This is a genomic window from Anaerococcus sp. HMSC065G05 (genome assembly GCF_001812365.1).
Taxonomy (GTDB): Bacteria; Bacillota; Clostridia; order Tissierellales; family Peptoniphilaceae; genus Anaerococcus; species Anaerococcus vaginalis.
Genome location: NZ_KV808697.1, coordinates 53,714 through 76,363, shown reverse-complemented (window position 1 = coordinate 76,363; position 22,650 = coordinate 53,714). Strand labels below are relative to the sequence as shown.

Below are 22,650 nucleotides of genomic sequence, written 5' to 3'. Positions count from 1 at the left end.
CTTCGTCCAAAATCGCACTGTTTGATGGCGTCGCCAGAGTTTGCGATTTTAGAAGTTTTAAATTTAGAAATCATCAATTTTTGTAGTCCGATATTCGTGCATGTCGATTTATCTACTTAATTAAAGTGTGAAATTCACAATCCTTTATTCTCCTATTTTTTTATAATTTTCTTTTTATTTTTACTATAAGCTGTATCTCTTAATGGAAGTTCTAATCTTAAATCATGGTCCATTGCATAATATGCTCCTTGAACTGCTGGTGCTGTTGGAATTGTTGCAATTTCTCCAATTCCTTTTGCTCCGTAAGCAAGGTCTAATAATTCATCTTTTTCAATTAAAATTGTATGAATATTTGGAGCATCTGTTGCTTTCCACAAGCCCATTGTTCCATATTTTGCTTTTAAAACAGAATTTTGAACTTTCAAATCTTCTGTTAAAGCATAACCAAGACTCATTATAACTCCACCTTCGATTTGTCCTTCAATTGTTGTAGGATTTACAACTTTTCCAGAATCGTGAGCAGCATAAACGTCTGTAACTTTTCCATCATCATCCAAAATTGCAACATGAGCTGCAAAGCCGTAAGCAATGTGTGATTTTGGGTTTGGTTTATCTGAGCCAAGTGGATCTGTTGGATCATCATATTCGTAAAAATATTCTTTTTTATCAAGCTCTTCAAGGCTATGGTTTTCTAAATCTTTTGCAAGTTGTTCTGCACATTTTTTTGCAGCCTCACCAGTTATAAGAGTGTGTCTTGAACCTGATGTTGTTCCAGAATCTGGACTTGTTAAAGTGCTTGGTGGCATAACTTTTATTTTGTGATATGGAAGTCCTGTTGCCTTTCCAACCATTTGTAAAATAATTGTACCAACACCTTGACCTATACAAGTTGCTCCAGAAAATACTTTTACAAAATCTTTTTCAACAACAATTTTTACCCTACCAATATCTTTTAGTCCAACACCAACTCCGGCGTTTTTCATAGCAACTGCAATTCCTGCGTGATCTTTATTTTTTTCATAAATATCTTTTACAGCCTCAAGACATTCAACCATTGCGGTAGATCTGTCGGCGATTTGTCCGTTTGGAAGAACTTCGCCTGGTTTTATTGCATTTCTGTATCTAATTTCCCAAGGAGAAATTCCAACTTTTTCTGCCAAAATATTTATATTTGATTCCATTGCAAAATTTGATTGGCAAACTCCAAATCCTCTAAAAGCTCCTGCTGTAGGATTGTTTGTATAATATCCGTAGCCTTTTATGTCTGTATTTTGATAATTGTAAGGACCTACTGAGTGAGTACAGGCTCTTTCCAAAACTGGTCCACAAAGTGAAGCATAAGCTCCTGTATCAAAATAAATTTCACATTCCATTCCTTGGAAAATTCCATTTTCATCACAGCCGATTGTAAATGTTCCTTCCATTGGATGGCGTTTTGGATGCCATCTTAATGATTCATCTCTTGTAAATTTATGTTTTACTGGTCTTTTGAAAAGGTAAGCTGCAAGAGCTGCTGGTGGTTGAACACTCATGTCTTCTTTTCCACCAAATCCTCCGCCGACAAATGGATTTACTACAACAATTCTTTCTGGAGTATCTTCCCAATCAAACATAATTGACAATTCTCTTCTTGTATCATAAACTGATTGGTCGGATGAATAAACTCTTACTCCATCCTTGTATGGTTCTGCCACACAACATTCTGGCTCAAGAAAAGCGTGTTCGCCAAGTGGAGTTTTGTAAGTAAATGTTGCTGTATATTTTGAATTTTCCAAAGCTTTTTTTGCATCTCCACGAGAAACATGTCTTTGTTGGCAAAGATTGTCAACGCCTTCGTGAACTTGTGGGGCATCTTCTGCCATTGCTTCTTTGATTGAACTAACAGGTTCTAATTCTTCAAGCTCAACCTTTACAAGTTTTTTTGCTTTTTCCAAAGTTTTTTCATCTTCTGCAACTACAAAACAAAATGCATCTGCAAGGGAAGCTGTTGTTTGTCCAACATCAATAAATACTGGCCAATCTCTTTGGATGTGTCCAACTTTTTGTACTGGCAAATCTTTTGCAGTAAGAACTCCAACAACTCCATCAAGTTTTTCCGCTTCGCTTGTGTCAAGGCTTAAAAGTCTTGCTCTTGGGAATTTACTTCTTACACAAGAACCATAGGCCATATTTGGAAGTTCTATATCATCAGCATAAGTTCCTGTTCCAAGAATTTTTTCTTTTGCATCAATTCTGTCGGCTCTTGCTCCAACAAAAGCATCGCTTTCTTCGTCTTTTATTTCTTCTTCGCCTCTTAAAATTTTTCCGGCTAAAGTTATTCCATCTACAATTTTTTTGTAGCCTGTGCACCTACAAATATTTCCCTTGATAGCTTCTCTAATTTCTTTTTCTGTTGGATCTGGATTTTGTCTAATTAGACTTGATCCACTCATAACCATTCCAGGAATACAAAAACCGCATTGGACAGCTCCTGCCTTAGTAAAGGCGTATGTAAAGGCATCTTTTTCTTTTTGAGATAGACCTTCGTTTGTTATAATTTCTTCTCCATTTAATTTTGATAGCCTAACTATACAAGATTTTTTGTGAATATCTCCAACTATAACTGTACAAGTTCCACAAGCTCCTTGGCTACAACCATCTTTAACAGAAAATAATTTTAAGTCATCTCTAAGAAATCTTAATAAAGATTTATCTTCGTATGTTTCATAAGTTTTCCCATTAATTTTTACAATAAAGGGATCCTGTCCTTGTATTTTTTTTCCTATTAAAATCGTATCTTTATTTGTCATCATATTTCCTTATCTAATTTTCTTTTTATAAATTTGCCCATGCCTTCTTTTCCATAATATCCATTTTTATCCAAAATAATTTTTCCTTTTGCTATGACTGTATCAACTTTTACATCTGTTTTGTATCCTTCATAGCTTGTATAATCACATTTTGAATGTCTGTTTTCTTGTGTTATTGTGTAGGATTTTTTGGAAAATATTCCTATATCTGCATCTTTTTTTTCTTTTATACTTCCTTTTTTATTTGAAAATCCAAAGATTTCTGCTGGATTTTTGCACAAAAGATTTGTCAATTTATTTAATGGAATATTTCTTTTTAAGCCTTCAGTCAAAACCACTTCCATTCTTTCTTCAACTCCAGGAATTCCTCCTGGTGCTTTTGTAAAATCATCAGCATAAGGTTTTTTTTCGCTCTCATATATAAATGGACAATGGTCAGTTGCTATTACATCCACATCTCCATTTTTTATTCCCTCCCACAAGCCTTCAATGTCTGATTTTTTTCTAAGGGGAGGAGCGCAAATATATTTAACCGCTTCTTCGTTTGGATTATCCATATATTTACTTTCATCATAAGTTAAATATTGGGTGCATGTTTCGCAATAAATATTTTTTAGTCCTCTGGCTCTTGCTGCTTTTATTTCATCAAGTCCTTCTTTGGTTGATGTGTGAACTATATATAATTTTGGATCATTTGCAACTTTTGAAAGGTAGGCAAGTCTATTTATTGTTTCTGCTTCGCTTTCATTTGGTCTTGTAAGGGCATGGTATTTTGGAGAAAGATTACCAGCTTCTATCGCCTCTTTTCTCAATTCTTTTATGAGCCCATCGTTTTCACAATGAACACAAACTATTGTTCCAACTTCTTTTGCTTTTTTCAAAACTCTTAGGATTTCATCATCTTCAAGTTTTCCTGCATAAGTTGAATAGATTTTGATGGATGGGATTCCCTCATCCATCAATTCCTCTATTTCTTCTATCAATTCATCATTTACTTCATACATTGCTCCGTGAAAAGAATAATCTATAACAGCTTTTCCGTCTGCAATATCGTGATAATGGTTGATTAATTTGTGAAGGCTTGCTCCTTTTTCTAAGGCTCCTATATGATCACAAATGGTAGTTGTCGCTCCACAACTTGCTGCTTTTGTTCCTGTATAAAAATCATCACAAGCAACAAATTTTCCCAAATCCAAAGACATGTGGGTGTGAACGTCTACTCCACCTGCCGTAACTATTTTATCTTTGGCATCAATAATTTTTTCAGCACTTAGGTTTAAATTTTTGCCAATTTTTTGGATTTTTTCATCTTCTATATAAATATCTAAATTTTCTATTTTTTCATCTAGAACTACCGTTCCATTTTTAATCAATATAGACACGCCTTCACCTACTTTTACATATAATCTTTTTTATCTTCTTCTTTGATTTGATTTACTACATGCTCTTTAATTTCTTCAAAACCATTTTCAATATTATTTGCTTTTTGTACTGCTATTAAAATATTTTCGTAACCTGTACATCTACACATGTGATTTGCCAATTCTTTTCTTAGCTCATCAATTGTGTAATATTTTCCTCTTGAAATTATTTCTGTTGCAGAAACAATAAATCCTGGTGTACAAAAACCACATTGAACTGCGGCTTCATCGACAAAGGCTTGTTGGATAATTGAAAGTGAACCATCAGATGCTGTCAAGCCTTCTGTTGTCCAAATATCTTTTCCTTCTGCCCAAATTGCAAGATAAATACATGAGTTAAAGCTTTCGCCATCAATCAAAACTGCACAAGCTCCACATTCTCCAACTTCGCATCCTTTTTTTACACTTGTTAGGGCAAATTCATTTCTCAAAAAATCTGTAAGTGATGCTCTCACATCAACCATTTTTGTAACCCTGATTCCATTAATTCTACATTTTACAATTTTATATTGAGGTTCGTAATGTAGTTTTTCTTCTGGTTTTGGGCCGTATGGTCCATATTCTCTGCTATGCATTTAATCCCTCCTCATGTTTTTTTCTAATTTCTTTTAAACATCTTGTGGTTATTTCGTAAAGTATTTGTGTTCTTAGGGCTTTTGATGCTCTCCATGAATCTCTTGGAGATAATTCATCTAGGGCTTTTTTTGCAAATACATTTATATTATTATCTGTAAGTTCTCTTCCTACCAATGTTTTTTCTGCTTCAAAAGCTCTAACTGGAATTGCAGCTGCAACTCCATAAGATACTCTTACTTCTTCTACTTTATTATTTTCATCAAATTTTACATTTGCTGATGCTGTTGATGTTGCTATATCCATAGCATTTCTCATTGCATATTTAAAATAGTGTCCGTAATGATTTTCGTAGGATTCTTTTTTAATTTTTATTGCTGTAACAATTTCAGTTTCTCTTATGTCTACTGTTGCATATTTTATATAAAAATCTTTTACAGGAACTTCCCTGTAGCCATTTTCGCCTTTTAATTCAATTATTGCATCATAAGCCATAACTGTTGTACAAGAATCTGCTGATGGAGCTGCGTTACAAATATTTCCACCAATTGTTGCAATATTTCTAAGTTGAGGACCACCTGCAGTGTCAACTGCTTCTCCCAAAGTATTTATATATTTTTGAATTATCGGATCATTTGTAATGTGAGTAAAGCTTGTCAATGAACCAATTCTAATTGTTCCATCTTCCTCCATGCTAACTCCCCTAAGCTCATCTATAAGATAAAGTGAAATAAGCTCAAGGCCTGCCATTTTCCCTTCTCTAATTTTTACCAAAACATCAGAACCACCAGCTATATATCTTGCTTCAGGATGTTCTTTTTTTAATTGTATTGCCTCATCGATTGTATAGGCTTCATAAATTCTTTTTACATCATACATAATTTTTCTCCTTTAAGCATCATATTCCATATCTTGTTCGTAATCATTTTCAATTAGTCCAGCTTCTTTGAAAAGTGGGAACAAAACGTGTGGTGTCATTGGACATTTATTAACTTGTACTCCTGTTGCATTTAAAATTGCATTTCTTATTGCTGGAGCTGGAGAACAAGTTGGTGGTTCACCAAGTGATTTTGTATTAAATGGTGAAACTGGTGATGGATTTTCTATAAAGTAAACTTCAAAGTGTGGATGATCCATTGTTGTTGATAATTTATAATCAAGAAGGTTATTATTTAAAATTTGTCCCTTATCATTATATTTTAATTCTTCTGATAAAGCATAACCTACTGCCATACTCATTCCACCGTGAGCTTGAGCTTCAGCAAGTCTAGGATTTATAAGTCTACCACAATCGTGAACATTAACAAGTCTTAAAAGTTTAACTTTTCCAAGTGAAATATCAACTTCAACTTCTGCAAATGAACAACCAAATGAGAAAGCATTATTTCTTATTGTATAAGTTTCTTCAGCAGAAATATGTTCACTATCACGAGTATTATACAAGGCTTCTGTAGCAAGTTCTCCTAAAGACATTAATGGCTTGTTAGTTATTTTATTTATTATCATACTATCAACAAGATCAAGATTGTGTGGAGTATATTCCAAAATTTTACTTGCCCTATCTAATATTTTTTCTTTAAATACTCTAGCAGTATTTGTAATAGAAAAACTTGAAACAAAAGTTTGTCTTGAAGCATAAGCTCCCAAACCAAATGGAGTTACATCTGTATCTTGTGTAGAAACTATATGAACATCTTCCATTTTTACACCAATAGCATCTGCTGCCATTTGTGAAAATGCTGTATCTCCACCTTGTCCAATTTCAGTTTCTCCAAGTTGCATTTGTACTGAACCGTCTTGGTTTAAAACCATTCTACAAGAAGAAGATTCTAGAGAAATTGGATAAACTGCTGTATTATACCAAAATGTTGCAAGTCCTATTCCTCTTCTTATATTTCCAGTTTGATTTTTATATTCTTCTTTCTTTTTATCATAGTCAATTGCTTTTCTACCAACTGCCATCGCTTCTCTAAATGAATCATAATAATTTTCATTTCTTGAGAAACCATCAACAAATCCTTTTGGCATTATATTTTGAATTCTCAATTCCAAAGGATCCATATTCATAACTTTTGCAACATCATCAAGATGAGATTCAAAAGCAAACATAGTTTGTGGAATTCCATATCCTCTCATAGCTCCTGCTGTTGGAAGGTTTGTATAAACAGTATAACCATCAGCTTGAGTATTATCGCAAGGATATAATTGATGGAAACAATTTGTTCCCTTTGCAGCTATTGAATGACCGTGAGATGCATAAGCACCATTGTTAGAAAATAATTCCAATTTTCTTGCAGCAAAAGTTCCGTCAGCTCTTACATAAGAAATAATATGAAGTTTTTGTGAGTGTCTTGTTCTTGTTGAAACAAAAGTTTCTTCTCTTGATGTATCAAGTTTTACAGGATGACCGCCAACTTGAGTTGTAAGGTAAGCTGTTAATGGTTCATACAAAGCATCTTGCTTGTTACCAAAACCTCCACCAATATATGGTTTTACGATTCTAATTTTTCCCCAGCCAATTCCCAAAGCTTGACCGCAAACACGTCTTACAATGTGAGGGATTTGAGTTGAAGCAATAACAACAATTTTTCCTTGCTCTTCATAAGCACAAGCAATTCCGTTTTCAATATGAGAATGTTGAACGATTGGAGTTTCGTACCAGCCTTCAACTTTTGTAAGACCTTCTTCTTTTATAGCCTCTTCATAATTTCCCCTATGATTTTTAGTATGACCTATAATATTATCAGGAAATTCATCGTGAATTGGTCTTAATCCATTATTCATTGATTCAATAGGATCCAAAACAACTTCATATTCTTCATATTCAACTTCAATTAATTTCAAAGCCTGACTTGCAGAAACTTCATTTTCTGCAATAACAACAGCCACATCGTCGCCATAATATCTAACATGTTCATTTAATAATCTTCTATCAGCAACATCTTGGTGGCTTTTGTCAGTTGACCAAGGGTGACCTGCAGTTGGGAAAGTATGTTTTGGAACATCAAAACAAGTAATAATTTTTACAACTCCCTCAACCTCTTCAGCCTTTTTAGTATCAATTGAGATAACCTTTCCATGACCGATTGTTGAATGCAAAACTTTAGCAACATAAGCTCCCTTCATAATAAGGTCTTCTGTATATTTTGCATGACCAGTTACTTTATCGTACGCATCTACTCTTTTAACACTTTTTCCTACATACATTTTAACCTCCTAAAATGTTTCAAAGCATTTTTAATTTATGTACATTTACATTACTATTGTATTTTGTATATAATATATTACCACAAAATACTAATCGTTTTCAAGGTTTTTTCGCAAATTTTTAGTTAAATCAAAAATAATTTTCAAAATTTTTTCAAACAATATTTTAGAATTAATAAAATTTAGAATTTTTAAATTTTTTAATGAACTTTCCATTTATATAAATCTGATTTTATAATCTTTAATAAGCCGTCATTAACAAATTTTTCTTTTATGCTCTTAAAAAATAATTATAATTATTTTTGATATAATACTCATTCTAAGGTATGCTTAATTTATATTGCTATGAGAAATTATTAGATAATTTAGTTTGATAAAAATCAATTTCGTCATTATTATGACATAGAATTTCTTATACAAAAACAAATTTATTAATGCAAACTTAAAAAAGAGAGGTTATTATATCTTGAATCAAAAAAATAAAAATTTTTCAAAGTTGCTACTTCTTTTAGGAAACTCTATCGGTCAACTAGGAAGTAGCATACTTTCTTTTGTACTTGGGCTTTATATTTTAAAAAAATTAAATTGTTCTATATTTTTTTATAGCCTTTCTCAAATTATAGGACCTTTAGTGGCAATTTTTTTATTGCCTATTTTAGGAAGTGCAATTGATAAATACAATAAAAATAGAATTATTAGATTTTCTCAATTTCTTAGTGCTATCTCCCTGTTTTTATTTATTATAACAAGTAGAAAAATAGAGATAGAATATATACATATTATAGGTCTGTTAATAATTTTAAAACTTTCCGATCAAATCCTATCTACAAGCTTAAATTCTTCTACTATTAATATAGTTGATGAAGAGGATATTCAATCGTTTAGAGCTCATCTACAAATAATTCAAGCAGTAAGTATGGTTTTATCTCCCATTATAGCAATATTTATTATTGATAAATTTGCACTAATTGGAATTTTACTTATAGAAATGTTTATGGAATTATTAGTATTAGTAATCTATTGGAAAGTTGATTTCAATAAAAATACAAAGAAAGAAGTTAATGAAAGTCAAAGCTTACTACTTTTGTTTAAAGAGGGGATTGATTTTATATTTAAATACAAAAAAATTGTATTTGGTTTAGCTTTTGTTTTAGTAGTAAACTTTATTCTTGGTATTGTCAATATAGGTTTACCATTTGTTGAAATAAAAATTTTAAATTTATCAAGCAAAAATTATGCTTTAAATGATAGTATTTTGGCTATAGGTTTATTATTAGGTTCATTAATTTCATCAAAAATTAAATCCCAAAAAACTTTAAATATTGCTAGAAATTCTATAAGCTTAATATCTTTAGTAACTTTTGTGTTAGGTTTGTTATTAACATTAGAATTAACTAAAAATATTTGGTCTATTATATTGGCAGGATATTTCTTAATAATCGGTATTTCAATTACTATATGTAATATACTTCTGTCAAGCTGGTCTATACTAAATATCCCTCAAGAATTTCAAGGAAGGGTTTTTAGTATATTAAACACATTAACTCAAGTGTCTTTGCCACTAAGTATGTTATTATTTGGATACTTATTTGAAATAATATCAGTATATATAGTTTTTGTAGGAGCTGGAATCTTTTTATTATTATTTACAATTGGTATTCCTTCTTTATTTAAAATTAATTTAAAAAATGATAAATTAGAGTAATTTAAAAAAGTCCATAATATTGCGTAAAATATTTAACGCAATATTATAGACTTTTCTTTTATTTTATTATAAATTTTAAGCTTTTTAAATTTTATTCTTCTTCTAATTCTTCTAGTTCAAGATTTGCTAAAGAATCTTCTTTTGCTTTATCTTCTTCTTTTTCTGGAATAATTAAGTTCATTAAAACTGCAGAAATTGCTGCAAGTACAACTGGTGATGATCCGATTGCTACTGTTAATTCTTCTGGCATAAAGAAAACGCCAGCATTTTGTGCGCTTGCAACTACTGTAGTAAATCCAACACCAAGAGCTACAGAAACTCCAACTATTGAAGTATTTCTTCCACTTAGAGGTTGGCTTGCGATCATTCTAATTCCGTTCATTGTTATAGCAGCAAAAATTGAAAGTGTTGCTCCTCCCAAAACTGGATAAGGAATTGTTGTAAGAATTGATGATAATTTTGGAACAAGTCCTGATACTAAAATTATCAAAGATGCGAGAGTAAATACTTTTTTATTTACTACCTTATTTATTGAAACTATTCCTGCATTTTGTGAAAATGTAGCTGTTGGAAGACATCCAAAAATCGCTCCAACTAAGTTTGCAACACCATATCCAACAATTCCACCTCTTAATTCTTTTGGTGTAGGAATCCTATCCATACCACCTACTGTTGTTGAAGTCATATCTCCTATTCCTTCAATTGCTGTTACTATAAAAATAATTGTAATTGAAATTATTGCTGATGGCTCAAAAGCAATTCCAAAGTGAAATGGTTCTACAACTGAAATCCAACCTGCTTCTTTTACTGGAGAAAAATCTACCATTCCAAAAAACATTGATACTATGAATCCAATAATCATAGCAAATAATACATTTGCAAGTTTAAACATTCCTTTTCCAAAATGTGTAAATCCAAGTCCTAATATTAAAGTTATTCCTCCGACTAACCAATTTTGCCAAGCTCCCCAGCCTGCAACTTCTACGCTTCCTGCTCCTCCCATATAATTCATAGCTACAGGATAAAGTGAAAGTCCTATTACTAAAACTACTGTTCCTGAAACAAGTGGTGGGAAAAGTGGCATTATGTATTTTAATCCTAGTCCAAAAAGTATTGAACAAATTCCACCAACGATTTGCGCTCCCAATACTATGGCAACAACTTCAACAGGGCCTCGAGCTCCAAATTGATTGGCAAGTCCAATCATTGTAGGTACATACGCAAATGAAACCCCAAATATCATAGGAAGTCTTGATCCTATAATTTTAATTGGATAAATCATCAATAAAGTTGTAAGTGCTGAGCCTATAAGGGCAATTTGAATTAAAATCATTGTATCTTTTGGTGAAAGTCCACTTGCTCCTGCAAGCATTATTGGTGGTGTAATACAACTTGCAATCATTGCTACAACGTGTTGAAAGGCAAGTGGCAACGCCTCTTTTGTAGTTACCTCTCCGTCGAAACTAAAAAGTCCGCTAAATTTTTTTTCTTTTTCCATAAAAATTTTCCTTCTCTTTTATTTTTATTTTTTTTCCGTAAGGAAGGGAGCTATTTTAAAACTCCCCTTATAATAATTTTATTTTTAAAACAAAATTATTTTTATTTATCATCCATCGCCTTTCTTTCAGCTTCTTCTTCTGCTATAGTTTTCTTTGGCATTATTATATTTAGTAAGAAAACTACTAAAGTTGCTAAAACTACAGGTGATGATGTAAATACCATTCTAAACCATTCTGGAAATTGTGATAAAGCTTGATCGCCTAATTGAACAATTCCCATTCCAAGTGCTATTCCAAGACCTACTATTGTTACATTTCTTGAGCTCATTTCGTCTGACATTATTAATTTCATTCCGCTCATTGTTATTTGTGCAAAAACTGTAATTGTTGCACCACCAATAACTGCTTGTGGAACTGAAAGCATCAAAGCTCCAAATTTTGGAATAAATCCTGCAACAAGAATAAGGCTTGCTGTGATTGCAAAAACTTTTCTTGCAACAACTTTTGTTAGCGAAACTATTCCTACGTTTTGGCTGTAAGTTGCTGTTGGCATTCCACCAATCAATGAACCAATCACTGAAGCAAGTCCGTTTGCTTTAATTCCTCCTTCAAGCTCATCTGCTGTTGGGACTCTATTAAGTCCTCCAGCTGTTGTTGAAGATAAATCTCCTACAGCTTGAATTGAATTTACAACAAACATTACTGACATTGTAATTACTGCATCAATTGGAAATTCTAATTTAAATGGCATAATTCTTGGTAGAGTTATCCAAGCTGCTTCTTTAACTCCATCAAAATTAACTATTCCAAAAAATATTGATGCAACATAGCCAACGCCAATTCCTATTAAAATAGCTGCAAGTTTTATAATTCCTTTTCCAAACATATTACAGCAAAGAGTTACTGCTAAAGTTAAAAATGCTACACCCCAATAAACCAAATCTCCTTGGTTAGGATTTCCATTTCCTCCTGCCATATAATTTAAGGCTACTGAATAAAGTGAAAGTCCAATTGTTAAAACTACTGTTCCTGAAACCATTGGTGGGAAGAATTTATAAATTCTTTTTATGTTCATTCCAACTATAAATGCTACGACACCACCGACCAATTGAGCTCCATAAACTGCTCCCAATCCATATTTTAAACCTATTGATGTTAAAACTGGAATATAGGCAAAACTTACTCCCATAATTACTGGAAGTTTTGCCCCAACTTTAAAAACTGGATATAATTGCAAAAATGTCGCGATTGCTGCTACAAACATTCCAGCTTGAATTAAATAAACTGCATCTTGAGCTGATACTGCAAATTCTGTATTCGCTAACTGTCCTGTAAGAACGATTGCCGGAAGTGTATTACCTACTATCATTGCTAATAAATGTTGGAGGGCTATTGGCAAACTCCTTTTAAAACTCGGATTTGCATCCATGTCAAACAAGGACGTGTTTGTGTTTTTTTCTTTTTTTTCTTTTTTTCCCATCTCATCTCCTTTTTTTTGATATAAATTTTTTCTATATCCTATATTAGAATTTTTTAAACTCCAATAATATGATACATTTACTTATAATTTAAACAAATAAATTAATAAAAAAATTTTTTCTTATATTTTAAAAATAAGTTCATAAAATATTTAAATAAGAATTTTATTTATTAAGCTAGTTTAAAAATAAACTAGCTTAATAAATTTTAAAGATTTTTCCAAACTTTTGCAGCTCTTTGTCTTGAATCTGCATGGATTTTGGCTTGGTCGACTGTTGTAATTATTTTATCTTTCATTACAAATTTTCCATTTATAATTGTATCGTTTACAAGTCTTCCTGTTAGACCAAATAGGCTATGTCCACCCCAATTGTCTTTGTTAATTGGTGTGTATGGATCGTAATTTATTGTAATTAAATCTGCATAAGCTCCCTTTTTAATTCTTCCTACTTCATTGTTTAGGAAATGTGAAACTATGTCAGGGTTATTTTTAAATTGCATTTCCAAGGTTTCTCCAAATCCTTTTGTTGGATCTTGGGTATTGTGAGCTTGGATTATATTTGCAACTTTCATTGATTCAAACATATCGTTTGTATAGGCATCTGTTCCTATTCCTACTTTTAATCCTTTTTCAAAAAATCTATTTACTGGAGGAACTCCTACTGCATTGTTCATATTTGATTCTGGATTGAAAATTACTGGAGTATTATTTTTCTTTAATATATCCATTTCTCTTCCGTTTATATGAACGCAGTGGATAGCTAAGGAATTTTCATTTATTATGCCAAAATCATTTAGTCTTTCTACAATTCTTTTGCCATATTTTCTTTGACAATCCCATTGGTCTTCGATTCCTTCTGCTACGTGAACATGGAAACCGTTATAAACTCCATCCATTGCAGCAAGTGCTTTTTCTAATGACTCATCTGAAAGAGTAAAAGATGCGTGAAGTCCAAATAATCCTCTTAGCATATCATCATTTTCTTTTTGAGAATATTTAATCCAATCTACGTTTTCTTTTATTTCTTTATCTCTAATTTCAGCTCCATCACGATCTGAAAGTTCGTAGCAAAGATTTGTTCTAATTCCTACTTCTTTTGCAGCTTCTCCAAGAGTAAATAGAGAATTTTCTACAGAATTTGGTCCTGAATGGTGGTCAATTACTGTTGTAACTCCATTTGCTATTGATTCCATATAAGTTGTTAGGGCATTTAATCTTACATCTTCTGTTGTAAGTTCCCTATCAAGAGACCACCACAAATTTTCTAAGACATTAAAAAAATTATCTGTTGGTTTTGAAACTGCCATTCCTCTTGCGTAAGCTGAATAAATATGTGAGTGAGCACAAATCATTCCTGGCATAAGAAGTTTTCCTTTTAAATCAATTACTTCTTCATCAGGATATTTTTTTAAAATATCCTGATTTTCTCCAACATCTTCTATTAATTTGTCCTTGATTAAAACTGCGCCGTTTTCATAAAAATTATTATTTTCATCGTTTGTAATTATTAGGCAATTTGATAATATCATCTTATCTCCTTATGAATTTAAAATTTCACTTGGCTTTATATAGTAAGCATAGTTTTCTTCGATAGCTTTTATTAATTTTTGCATATTTTCTGACAAATCGTCTAAGTTTTCTGTTTCAATTACTTTGCCATTTTCAAGTCTAACTAAATATTTATTACCATCTTTTAAGAAACCTGTATTTGTTGAATCATCAAAGTCTTCTTTTGTCCAAAATACTGTAAGTTTATCTTTGTAAGGACGTCCTGCATGTGGGCAATAGAATCCACAGTTTCCACATTCATTACACATTCCATCTAAGTGGATTATTTGATGAAGATTTTCAAATCCATCAACTTTTATTGCTACGTTTGCTCTGTTTGGACAAACTTCTGTACACATTTCACAAATTTGATTACATTTTAAACATCTGTATCCTTCATTTTTGCCTTGGATTTTTTCTTGAAGTCTTCCTCTTTTTTCAAAAATTATTTTGTTTTGTTCTTTAACTTCAAATTTTTCAAAATCATTTTCTAGATTTTCTTTTGCTAAAATATCAAGACAAACTGCTTTTGCTTCTCCCATTGCTTTTACAATAGTGCTTGCTCCAGCTCTACAATCTCCAATTACATAAACATTGTCGATATTTGTTTCGTAATTTTCTGTAGTTTTTACATTGCCCCAATCATCTAAATTAATATTATTTTCTTTGAATGCGCTTGTATCAACTCTTGCACCTGTTGCACCAATTACTGTATCAAATTCAAGATCAAGTTTTTCTCCTGTTGAATTGATTGATCTTCTTCCAGATTCATCAAATTCCCCAAGCTCCATTTTTTCACATTTTAAAACTTTTCCGTCATAAGAATAAGGAGCTACTAATTCATAAATTTTGTGTCCTTCTTCTTTTACATCATTTACTTCTTCTTGAGTTGCAGGCATGTAAGCTTCTGTTCTTCTATAAACTAAGGCTACGCTTTCAACTCCATCAAGTCTTGCTGCAGTTCTTGTACAATCCATAGCTACATCTCCTGCACCTACAACTGCAACTTTTTTACCAACATTTGCCTTGCCATTCATTCTTACATCCCACAAGAAATCAAGAGCATCAAGGATATTTTCGCTTCCTTCTTTTACTGGAGATCTTCCCTTCTCCCAAGCACCTGTTGCTGCAATTATATAATCATAATCTTTTTTCAATTCTTCGTAAGATTCTGTTACTTCAGAATCAAAAACAAATTTTACGCCTTGTTTTACAGCAATTTGGTAATCTCTTTCGATTTGTTCATCAGAAATTCTAAATTTAGGAATAACATGGCTTACAATTCCGTAAGGTTTTGATAATTTTTCTCTTACTGTAACGTCCATTCCATTTCTTCTTAGATAAGATGCTACAGCAATTCCACCAGGACCTGCTCCTATAACAAGAACTTTTTTGTCTGATTTTATTTCTGATTCTTTAATATTTTCTACAAACTTATCTTGAGCCTTATCAGCTGCTATAAGTTTCATATCTCTTATTTGAAGGCTCTTTTCATAGTCAACTCTTGTACAATGATCTTGGCAATAATGTGCACAAAGTTTTCCAAGAATTGTTGGTGCTGTATTGTCCATCGCAATAACTTCAATCGCCTTATCGTATTCACATTCAGCAACTAATTGCAAATATTCAGGAATTTGTTGTTGGATAGGACAGCCACCATCTTTACAAGGAGCCTTGTAGCAATCTGTAAGTGGAAGAGTTGAATTTGTTTTTCTTGATCCAACTTTTTCTCTGTATAATTTATTATTAACCCATTCGTTTATGATTTTATCTCTAAGTTTTACAGTTTTTTCTACATCAACATCGTGAAGTTTATCACTTAATAAATCCTCAGTTTCTTTTGCCAATTGGTTAAATCTTAAATATCCACCTGGTTTAAGAATTGTTGTTGCAACTGTAATTGGTTGACCTAAAGCTTCAAAAATTTCTTTAATATTTCTAGCATCAGCACCACCAGAATATGACATTGGAAGTTTGCCATCAAATTTTTCTGAAAGCATAGCTGCCATAGAAATAGTTAATGGAAGAAGAGCTCTTCCTGACATATACATTTCTTCTGCTGGAAGTTCATTTCTTTTTACATCAACTGGGAAAGTATTTGTAAGCTTTACACCAAAGGCAAGATCATTTTTCTTTGCAAGATCTAATAATCTTTCAATCATAACAACTGCATCTTCGTATTGAAGGTCATCTTTGAAATGGAAATCTGTAAAAGAAATATAATCAAAGCCCATATCATCAAGAGTTTTTCTTGCATATTCATAACCTAACATAGTTGGATTACATTTTATAAATGTAGATATTTTCTTTTCATCTATTAGATATGATGCAATTTTTTCAATTTCTTCTGCAGGACAACCGTGAAGGGTTGAAAGTGTTATAGAATCACAAATATTTGTGCTGATTTTTTCTAAATCTTTTTTATCAAATTTTGAAAATTTATCGATATTTTCTTCAAGATATAATTTACATTCTTTAAATACTTCTGTGTCTTTAGCATTTCTTAAATTTTCAATGTATGTATCAATTTTTTCAGATTTTATTCCTTCAAGATCATAACCTACTGACATATTGTAAGCAAAATCTTTTTTATCAGAAATATTTAATTCTTTTGCCAAAGCAATAATTGCAAAATATGCTTTTACATATTCATTGTAAGCTTCTTTTACTGTAAGCTCTGTTGACCATTCACAGTTATAACATTCATCTTCCGAATTTATGCATGGCTTTGCAACAGCTTTTTGTATATCTACTCCATCAAGTTTTTGAACTGTTTTTAATTCAATAAATCTTGCTCCTGCAAGATAGGAGGCTAGAATATTTTGGGCAAGTTGAGATTGAGGACCTGCTGCAGGGCCTACTGCTGATGAAATCTCATCTCCAAAAACAGTTTTTAACATTTTTCCTGATTCATTTTTGTAGAATTTTTCTTTTTTAATTCCAAAAATAGAACCTTCATTCTTATATTCTTCCAAAGCCCAATTCATTAGGTCTTTAAAAGGTATAGGTCTCATAAATTCACTCATTTTTTACTCCTTTTTTATGGGTTTTTATTTATCAAACCGACCAAAATAGCGTTTTCTTTTTCTATAATTTTTTTGAAAAATTTACAAAGATGAGGGTAGGAGAACTTCCCTCTCTTTTTAATTTTTCTAGTATATTTTTAAATAAGCAATTTTTATAAGGAAGTCTTCCGCCAAGAAAGTGCAAATGACTTATTTTATTTTTATAAAAACTGATTATTATTTTGCTATTTAAAAGTCAAATTTATAAAAATCTATAAAATTTATATCAAGAAAGGCTTAAACCTTTCTTGATATTTTTAATTTATTTTATATATTCAAGTGGAAGAACTGCGTATGTTGCTGCACAAGTTACTAAGTCTTGTTTGAATGTAACTTCGTTTGGTGCGTGAGCTTGATCTTCTGCTCCTGGTCCAAATCCTATTACTGGAATATTGTGTCTTCCCATTATAGCAACACCGTTTGTTGAGAATGTCCATTTGTCTGTTAATGGTAAATCTTTTCTCTTTTCAATTTCTTTTTCTACATTTGGAGCTATTCTCTTATCTCCATAAAGACCCTTGTATGCTCTTTCTAATGCTTTTGTTACTTCGTGATCTTTAGGAATTACCCATGTTGGGAAATAGCATTCTTGTTTTTTGCTTACGCCAGTCCATGATGGTCTTTCGTAATCATACATTGTAACTTTTGCGCCGAATTTTTTAGCTGATGGTAAATCTTCAATTTCTTTTATGCAAGACTCCCATGTTTCTCCAGCTGTCATTCTTCTATCAAGTGAAATTGCACAAGAATCTGCAACTGCACATCTTGATGGAGAAGTATAGAAAATTTGGCTTGTTGTAACTGTTCCACGTCCTAAGAAGTTTGCTTCTTTGTATTCAGGATTGTATTTTTCGTCAAGCATTTTTACAAGACCTTTTATTTCTACTGAATCGTCTGCTGGATTTTCGTTTAATTGTTCGATTTCATTAAGGATTTTTGCCATTTTATAAATTGCGTTATCTCCTCTTTCTGGAGCTGAACCGTGGCAAGAAACACCTTTAACTTCTACACGAATTTCCATTCTTCCTCTTTGTCCTCTGTAGATTCCACCGTCTGTTGGTTCTGTTGAAACTACAAATTCTGGTCTGATTCCTTCTTCTTCAATCATATATAACCAGCAGTTTCCATCACAGTCTTCTTCTTGAACTGTTCCTGTAACTAAAACTCTATATTTATCATTTAAGAATCCTAAATCTTTCATGATTTTTGCGCCGTAAACTGCTGATACGATTCCACCTAATTGGTCTGAGCCACCACGACCACCGATTAAATTTTCATCTTCAAATCCTTCGTATGGATCAAATTCCCAGTTATCAATATTTCCAATTCCTACTGTGTCAATGTGACCATCAAATGCGATTTGTTTTTCGCCTGTACCCATTTCGCCAAGTACATTTCCTTGACCATCAATCCAAGCCTTATTAAAGCCTAGTTTTTCCATTTCTTCTTTTATTCTTTTTGATTTATCGCCTTCTTCGCAAGATTCTCCATGTTTTAAGATTAAATCTCTCAAGAAAGCATTCATATCTTCTGAATAATTTTGAGCAGTTTCTTTTACTAAATCATAATTAATTTCTGTCATTTAAATCTCCTTTTAAATTTTAAAATTCTTATTTATTTTCGTCTTCTTTGTCAACTAATCTTTCTTTGTTAGCTTCAATTAATTTTTCAATTGTAGCTTTAGGATCTTTAACTTTTTGTAAGAATATCATTGCAGCAATTATATATGGTTTAAAGCTTGCTTCTTTGTAAAGTGGATCTCTATATCTATCAAATACAGATTCATCAACTTCTCCATCTTCACATGAAAGTCCTGTTATATCTGCTGGAAGACAGTGCATGTATAAAGCTTTACCATCTTTTGTAAGTTTCATCATTTCTTCTGTACAAGCCCAATCCATGTGTTCTTTGTTTTGTTCAAGAAGTCTTTGTTCAAGCTCATCAATTCCTTTTTGATCTCCTTTTGCATAAAGGTCTGTTCTTTCTTCCATAGCTGCAAATGGTGCCCAAGATTTTGGATAAACTATATCAGCATCTTTGAAAGCTTCTTCCATTGAATTTGTTTTTGTAAAGCTTCCGCCGTATTTTTTAGCATTTTCTTCTGCAATTTCTTCAACTTCTGGCATTATTTCGTATCCTTCTGGATGAGCTAAAACTACATCCATTCCAAATCTTGTAAATAAACCTGAAATTCCTTGAGGAACTGAAAGTGGTTTACCATAAGATGGAGAATAAGCCCAAGTCATAGCAACTTTTTTGCCTTTAAGATTTTCAATTCCACCAAATTCGTGAATAACGTGAAGTAAATCTGCCATAGCTTGAGTTGGATGGTCAATATCGCATTGAAGATTTACAAGGTGTGGTCTTTGTTCAAGAACTCCGTGATCATATCCTTCTTGTACATATTCAGCAAAGTCTTTCATATATTTGTAGCCTTTGCCTATATACATATCATCTCTTATTCCAACTGTATCAGCCATAAATGAAATCATGTTAGCTGTTTCTTTTACAGTTTCACCGTGAGCTTGTTGTGATTTTCCTTCGTCTAAGTCTTGAACTTCAAGTCCTAGCATATTTGCAGCTGATGCGTATGAAAATCTTGTTCTTGTTGAATTATCTCTAAATAATGAAATAGCAAGTCCTGAGTCAAAGATTTTTGGAGAAATATTTTTTTCTCTCATTGCTCTTAATGTATCAGCTACTGTAAAGATTGCTTCAAGTTCATCTTGTGATTTATCCCATGTGTGGAAAAAGTCATCGTGGTATAAGTTTTCAAAATCTAAGCCTTCTAATTTTTCTAATAATTTGTTAATATCTTGTGTCATTAATTTTTTCTCCTATCTAATTATTTTTTTATATTCAAATTTTTCATCGTTTGTATAATATCCATCCCAAACTACTTTTCTGTAGTGTTCGAAGTCTGTATCTCCTTCTGTTGAGATAAATAAAATTACTGAATTTTCATCTAATTTTAATTTTTCTTTTATATCTTTTAAATCTTCTCTTTGTAAAATTTCACTAACAGCTCCAACAGTTGCTGCTCCAGATTCTCCAGATATAACTCTCTCATCTTCTCCAATTGGATTTCCCAAAATTCTCATTCCTCTTGCAGCCGAACTATCTGGAACTGATAAAAATGCGTCAACGTAAGATTTTAAAATTGGGTATCCAACAGTAACTGGTTCTCCACAAGCAAGTCCTGCCATGATTGTATTCATTTCGCCTTCAACGTTGTGGATTTTGCCATCGTTTATTTTTGCTGTTAGGTAGTTACAATTTGCTTTTTCTGGTTCGATTAGTCCTATAAAAGGTTTCTCACTTCCCTTAAATTCGTCTGAGAAAAATCCTGTTACTCCAGTTGCAAAAGAGCCCACTCCTGCTTGTAAGAATATGTGAGTTGGTTTTTTGCCTGCTTCTTTTAATTGATCAGATGCTTCTTTTGCAAGAGTTGAATATCCTTGAATAATCCATGTAGGAATTTCTTCATATCCTTCCCAAGCTGTATCTTGAACCATAATATAGCCTTTTTCTTCAGCATATTTATTGGCAAGTCTTACGCAAGCATCGTAGTTAAGTCCATCCATAATGTCACATTTAGCGCCAGTTTTTCTGATATTATCTCTTCTTTCAAGAGCTGATCCATCAGGCATCAAAACCACACAATCTTGTTCTAATTGTTGGCTTGTCCAAGCAACTCCTCTACCATGATTTCCATCAGTTGCTGTAATAAAAGTTACCTTGCCTAATTTTTCTTTGATTTCAGGAGAAATCAATTTCTCATAAGGTAGATCATCTAAATCCATATCAAGTTTTTGGGCTATGTATTTTGCCATAGCATAAGATCCTCCCAAAACTTTAAAAGCATTGAGACCAAATCTTAATGACTCGTCTTTGACAAATATATCCTCCACACCAAATAAATCTGCAAGATTGTTTAATCTTTTTAATGGTGTTACAGAATATTGGGGAAAGCTCGCATGAAATTTTTGAGCTTTTGAAGATTCTTCTTCATTAATAAAACTTAAATCAGCTAAATCTTCCAAATTTCTTTCATTTAAAACTATATTAAAACTCTCTTTCAATCTTTTCTCCTTTCTAGAACTTCTTCTGGTATTATAGTAACATATCACACATCAAAAAGCAAGACTTTTTTAAAAATGTTTTCAAAAAATTTTTTAAATTTTTATTTTTTAATATTTTTCTATTTTAAATTTTTATTTTGCTACGAAATTTTTTTGAAAAATTTCTATTTAAATTTTTTCTTTCATTAAATTTTTCCTATAGTATAATTTAAATATATTCTTTAAAAATCAATAATTTATAGAAAGAAGGAAGATATGTCTAATATAGAACTAGAAGTTTGTGGGGGTTGTAATGCGAAAATCCCCCAAGAAAGTCTAGGCGAAACTTTATCTTCTATTAAAAATTTTAAAAGAGATGATGTTTTGATTGGATACGATACCATGGACGATTGTGCTCTTGTAAGAGTTGATAAAAATAATGGAATTGTATCTACCCTAGATTTTTTCCCGCCGATGGTTTCTGACCCATATATTTTTGGACAAATCGCTGCGGCAAATGCCCTATCAGATATTTATGCTATGGGAGCCGAACCAATTTGTGGGCTAAATATTGTTTTGTTTCCTGAAGATGAAAATATAAATATTTTGAAAAAAATTCTCCAAGGAGGTGCAAGCAAGGTTATAGAAGCTGGTGCATCTCTTGTAGGCGGTCATTCAATTCATGATCCAAAAATAAAATACGGACTTTCTGTAACGGGAAAAGTCGATATTGATAAAGTTTGGAAAAATAATACGCCAAATGAAAAAGATATTTTGATTTTAACCAAGCCTTTGGGTGTAACTTTAGTTACAAACGCCTACGGGATTGATATTCTTAGTCAAGAGGAGATGGATAAGGCCATTTCTTCTATGATATTTTTAAATAAATATGCCAAGGAGATTTTGGAAAAATATAGGATAAGCTCAGCTACTGATGTTACCGGTTTTTCTTTTATGGGGCACTTGTCGGAAATGCTTGACGATAAATATTCTGCCATAATTGATTCTAAAAATATTCCAATCCTTGATGGAGCAAAAAAAGCTGCAAGCGAATTTGTTTTTACCAAGGGAGGACAAAGAAATAGGATGCACATGGAAAATATGGTGGAATTTCTTGTTGATGACTTTGCTCTTGAGGAAGTTTTATACGATCCTCAAACATCTGGAGGACTTTTGGTAAGTATTAATAAGGATGATGCAAAAGATGCCTTGGAAGAATTAAGGAGAAACAAGATAGATGCAAAAATTGTAGGTCAAATAAGTAAAAAATATGATAAATCAATATTTATAGAATAAAAAGGA

At 32.0% G+C, this 22,650-nt stretch carries 14 protein-coding genes; 2 read left to right on the top strand and 12 right to left on the bottom strand.

The window, feature by feature from the left end:
* Positions 1 to 152 precede the first annotated feature (152 nt).
* From xdh to xdhA, 5 genes are read right to left on the bottom strand one after another with little or no spacing between them, the layout of a single operon-like run.
* The gene (xdh, locus tag HMPREF2852_RS03660; protein WP_395853334.1) at positions 153 to 2,792 is read right to left on the bottom strand and encodes a selenium-dependent xanthine dehydrogenase; all 2,640 of its coding nucleotides are present in this window, start codon (positions 2,790 to 2,792) and stop codon (positions 153 to 155) included.
* Positions 2,789 to 4,171, bottom strand: coding sequence for a dihydropyrimidinase (gene hydA, locus HMPREF2852_RS03655; protein ID WP_070605976.1), 1,383 nt, complete (start codon positions 4,169 to 4,171; stop codon positions 2,789 to 2,791). Before hydA ends, xdh begins: the two co-directional genes overlap by 4 nt.
* A gap of 14 nt (positions 4,172 to 4,185) precedes the next feature.
* Positions 4,186 to 4,785 carry a xanthine dehydrogenase subunit XdhC gene (gene xdhC / locus HMPREF2852_RS03650; RefSeq protein WP_070605975.1) on the bottom strand — a complete coding sequence of 200 codons (600 nt, stop codon included), beginning with the start codon at positions 4,783 to 4,785 and terminating at the stop codon, positions 4,186 to 4,188.
* Complete coding sequence (gene xdhB / locus HMPREF2852_RS03645; protein ID WP_070605974.1) at positions 4,778 to 5,662, bottom strand: xanthine dehydrogenase subunit XdhB; 885 nt, start codon at positions 5,660 to 5,662, stop codon at positions 4,778 to 4,780. The genes xdhC and xdhB overlap by 8 nt, the downstream gene beginning before the upstream one ends.
* Before the next feature lie 12 nt (positions 5,663 to 5,674).
* A complete protein-coding gene (xdhA, locus tag HMPREF2852_RS03640; protein ID WP_070605973.1) occupies positions 5,675 to 7,990 on the bottom strand; it encodes a xanthine dehydrogenase subunit XdhA in 2,316 nt (771 codons plus the stop codon).
* A 466-nt stretch (positions 7,991 to 8,456) separates the two neighbouring features.
* Between xdhA and HMPREF2852_RS03635 the strand changes: the two genes are divergently transcribed.
* Positions 8,457 to 9,695, top strand: coding sequence for an MFS transporter (locus tag HMPREF2852_RS03635; protein ID WP_070605972.1), 1,239 nt, complete (start codon positions 8,457 to 8,459; stop codon positions 9,693 to 9,695).
* A gap of 91 nt (positions 9,696 to 9,786) precedes the next feature.
* Here the strand turns inward: HMPREF2852_RS03635 and HMPREF2852_RS03630 are convergent, their stop codons facing one another.
* The 7 genes from HMPREF2852_RS03630 to dpaL form a co-directional block, all read right to left on the bottom strand.
* Positions 9,787 to 11,193 carry a uracil-xanthine permease family protein gene (locus tag HMPREF2852_RS03630; RefSeq protein ID WP_070605971.1) on the bottom strand — a complete coding sequence of 469 codons (1,407 nt, stop codon included), beginning with the start codon at positions 11,191 to 11,193 and terminating at the stop codon, positions 9,787 to 9,789.
* 101 nt (positions 11,194 to 11,294) lie between these two features.
* Complete coding sequence (locus HMPREF2852_RS03625) at positions 11,295 to 12,674, bottom strand: uracil-xanthine permease family protein (protein WP_070605970.1); 1,380 nt, start codon at positions 12,672 to 12,674, stop codon at positions 11,295 to 11,297.
* Positions 12,675 to 12,880: 206 nt separating this feature from the next.
* Complete coding sequence (gene ssnA / locus HMPREF2852_RS03620) at positions 12,881 to 14,203, bottom strand: putative aminohydrolase SsnA (protein ID WP_070605969.1); 1,323 nt, start codon at positions 14,201 to 14,203, stop codon at positions 12,881 to 12,883.
* 9 nt (positions 14,204 to 14,212) lie between these two features.
* Positions 14,213 to 17,248 (bottom strand): putative selenate reductase subunit YgfK, encoded by a 3,036-nt coding sequence (ygfK, locus tag HMPREF2852_RS03615; RefSeq protein WP_070605968.1) that lies wholly within the window; start codon positions 17,246 to 17,248, stop codon positions 14,213 to 14,215.
* 301 nt (positions 17,249 to 17,549) lie between these two features.
* Positions 17,550 to 18,869: a YgeY family selenium metabolism-linked hydrolase gene (locus HMPREF2852_RS03610; RefSeq protein WP_083306963.1), complete on the bottom strand. Its 1,320-nt coding sequence runs from the start codon at positions 18,867 to 18,869 to the stop codon at positions 17,550 to 17,552.
* Between the two features lie 28 nt (positions 18,870 to 18,897).
* Positions 18,898 to 20,112 (bottom strand): knotted carbamoyltransferase YgeW, encoded by a 1,215-nt coding sequence (ygeW, locus tag HMPREF2852_RS03605; RefSeq protein WP_004839385.1) that lies wholly within the window; start codon positions 20,110 to 20,112, stop codon positions 18,898 to 18,900.
* Positions 20,113 to 20,124: 12 nt separating this feature from the next.
* The gene (gene dpaL / locus HMPREF2852_RS03600) at positions 20,125 to 21,369 is read right to left on the bottom strand and encodes a diaminopropionate ammonia-lyase (protein WP_070605967.1); all 1,245 of its coding nucleotides are present in this window, start codon (positions 21,367 to 21,369) and stop codon (positions 20,125 to 20,127) included.
* A gap of 255 nt (positions 21,370 to 21,624) precedes the next feature.
* Here dpaL and selD point away from each other — a divergent pair, with 255 nt between their 5' ends.
* On the top strand, positions 21,625 to 22,644 hold the full coding sequence (selD, locus tag HMPREF2852_RS03595; protein ID WP_070605966.1) for a selenide, water dikinase SelD: 1,020 nt from the start codon (positions 21,625 to 21,627) through the stop codon (positions 22,642 to 22,644).
* Positions 22,645 to 22,650 lie beyond the last annotated feature (6 nt).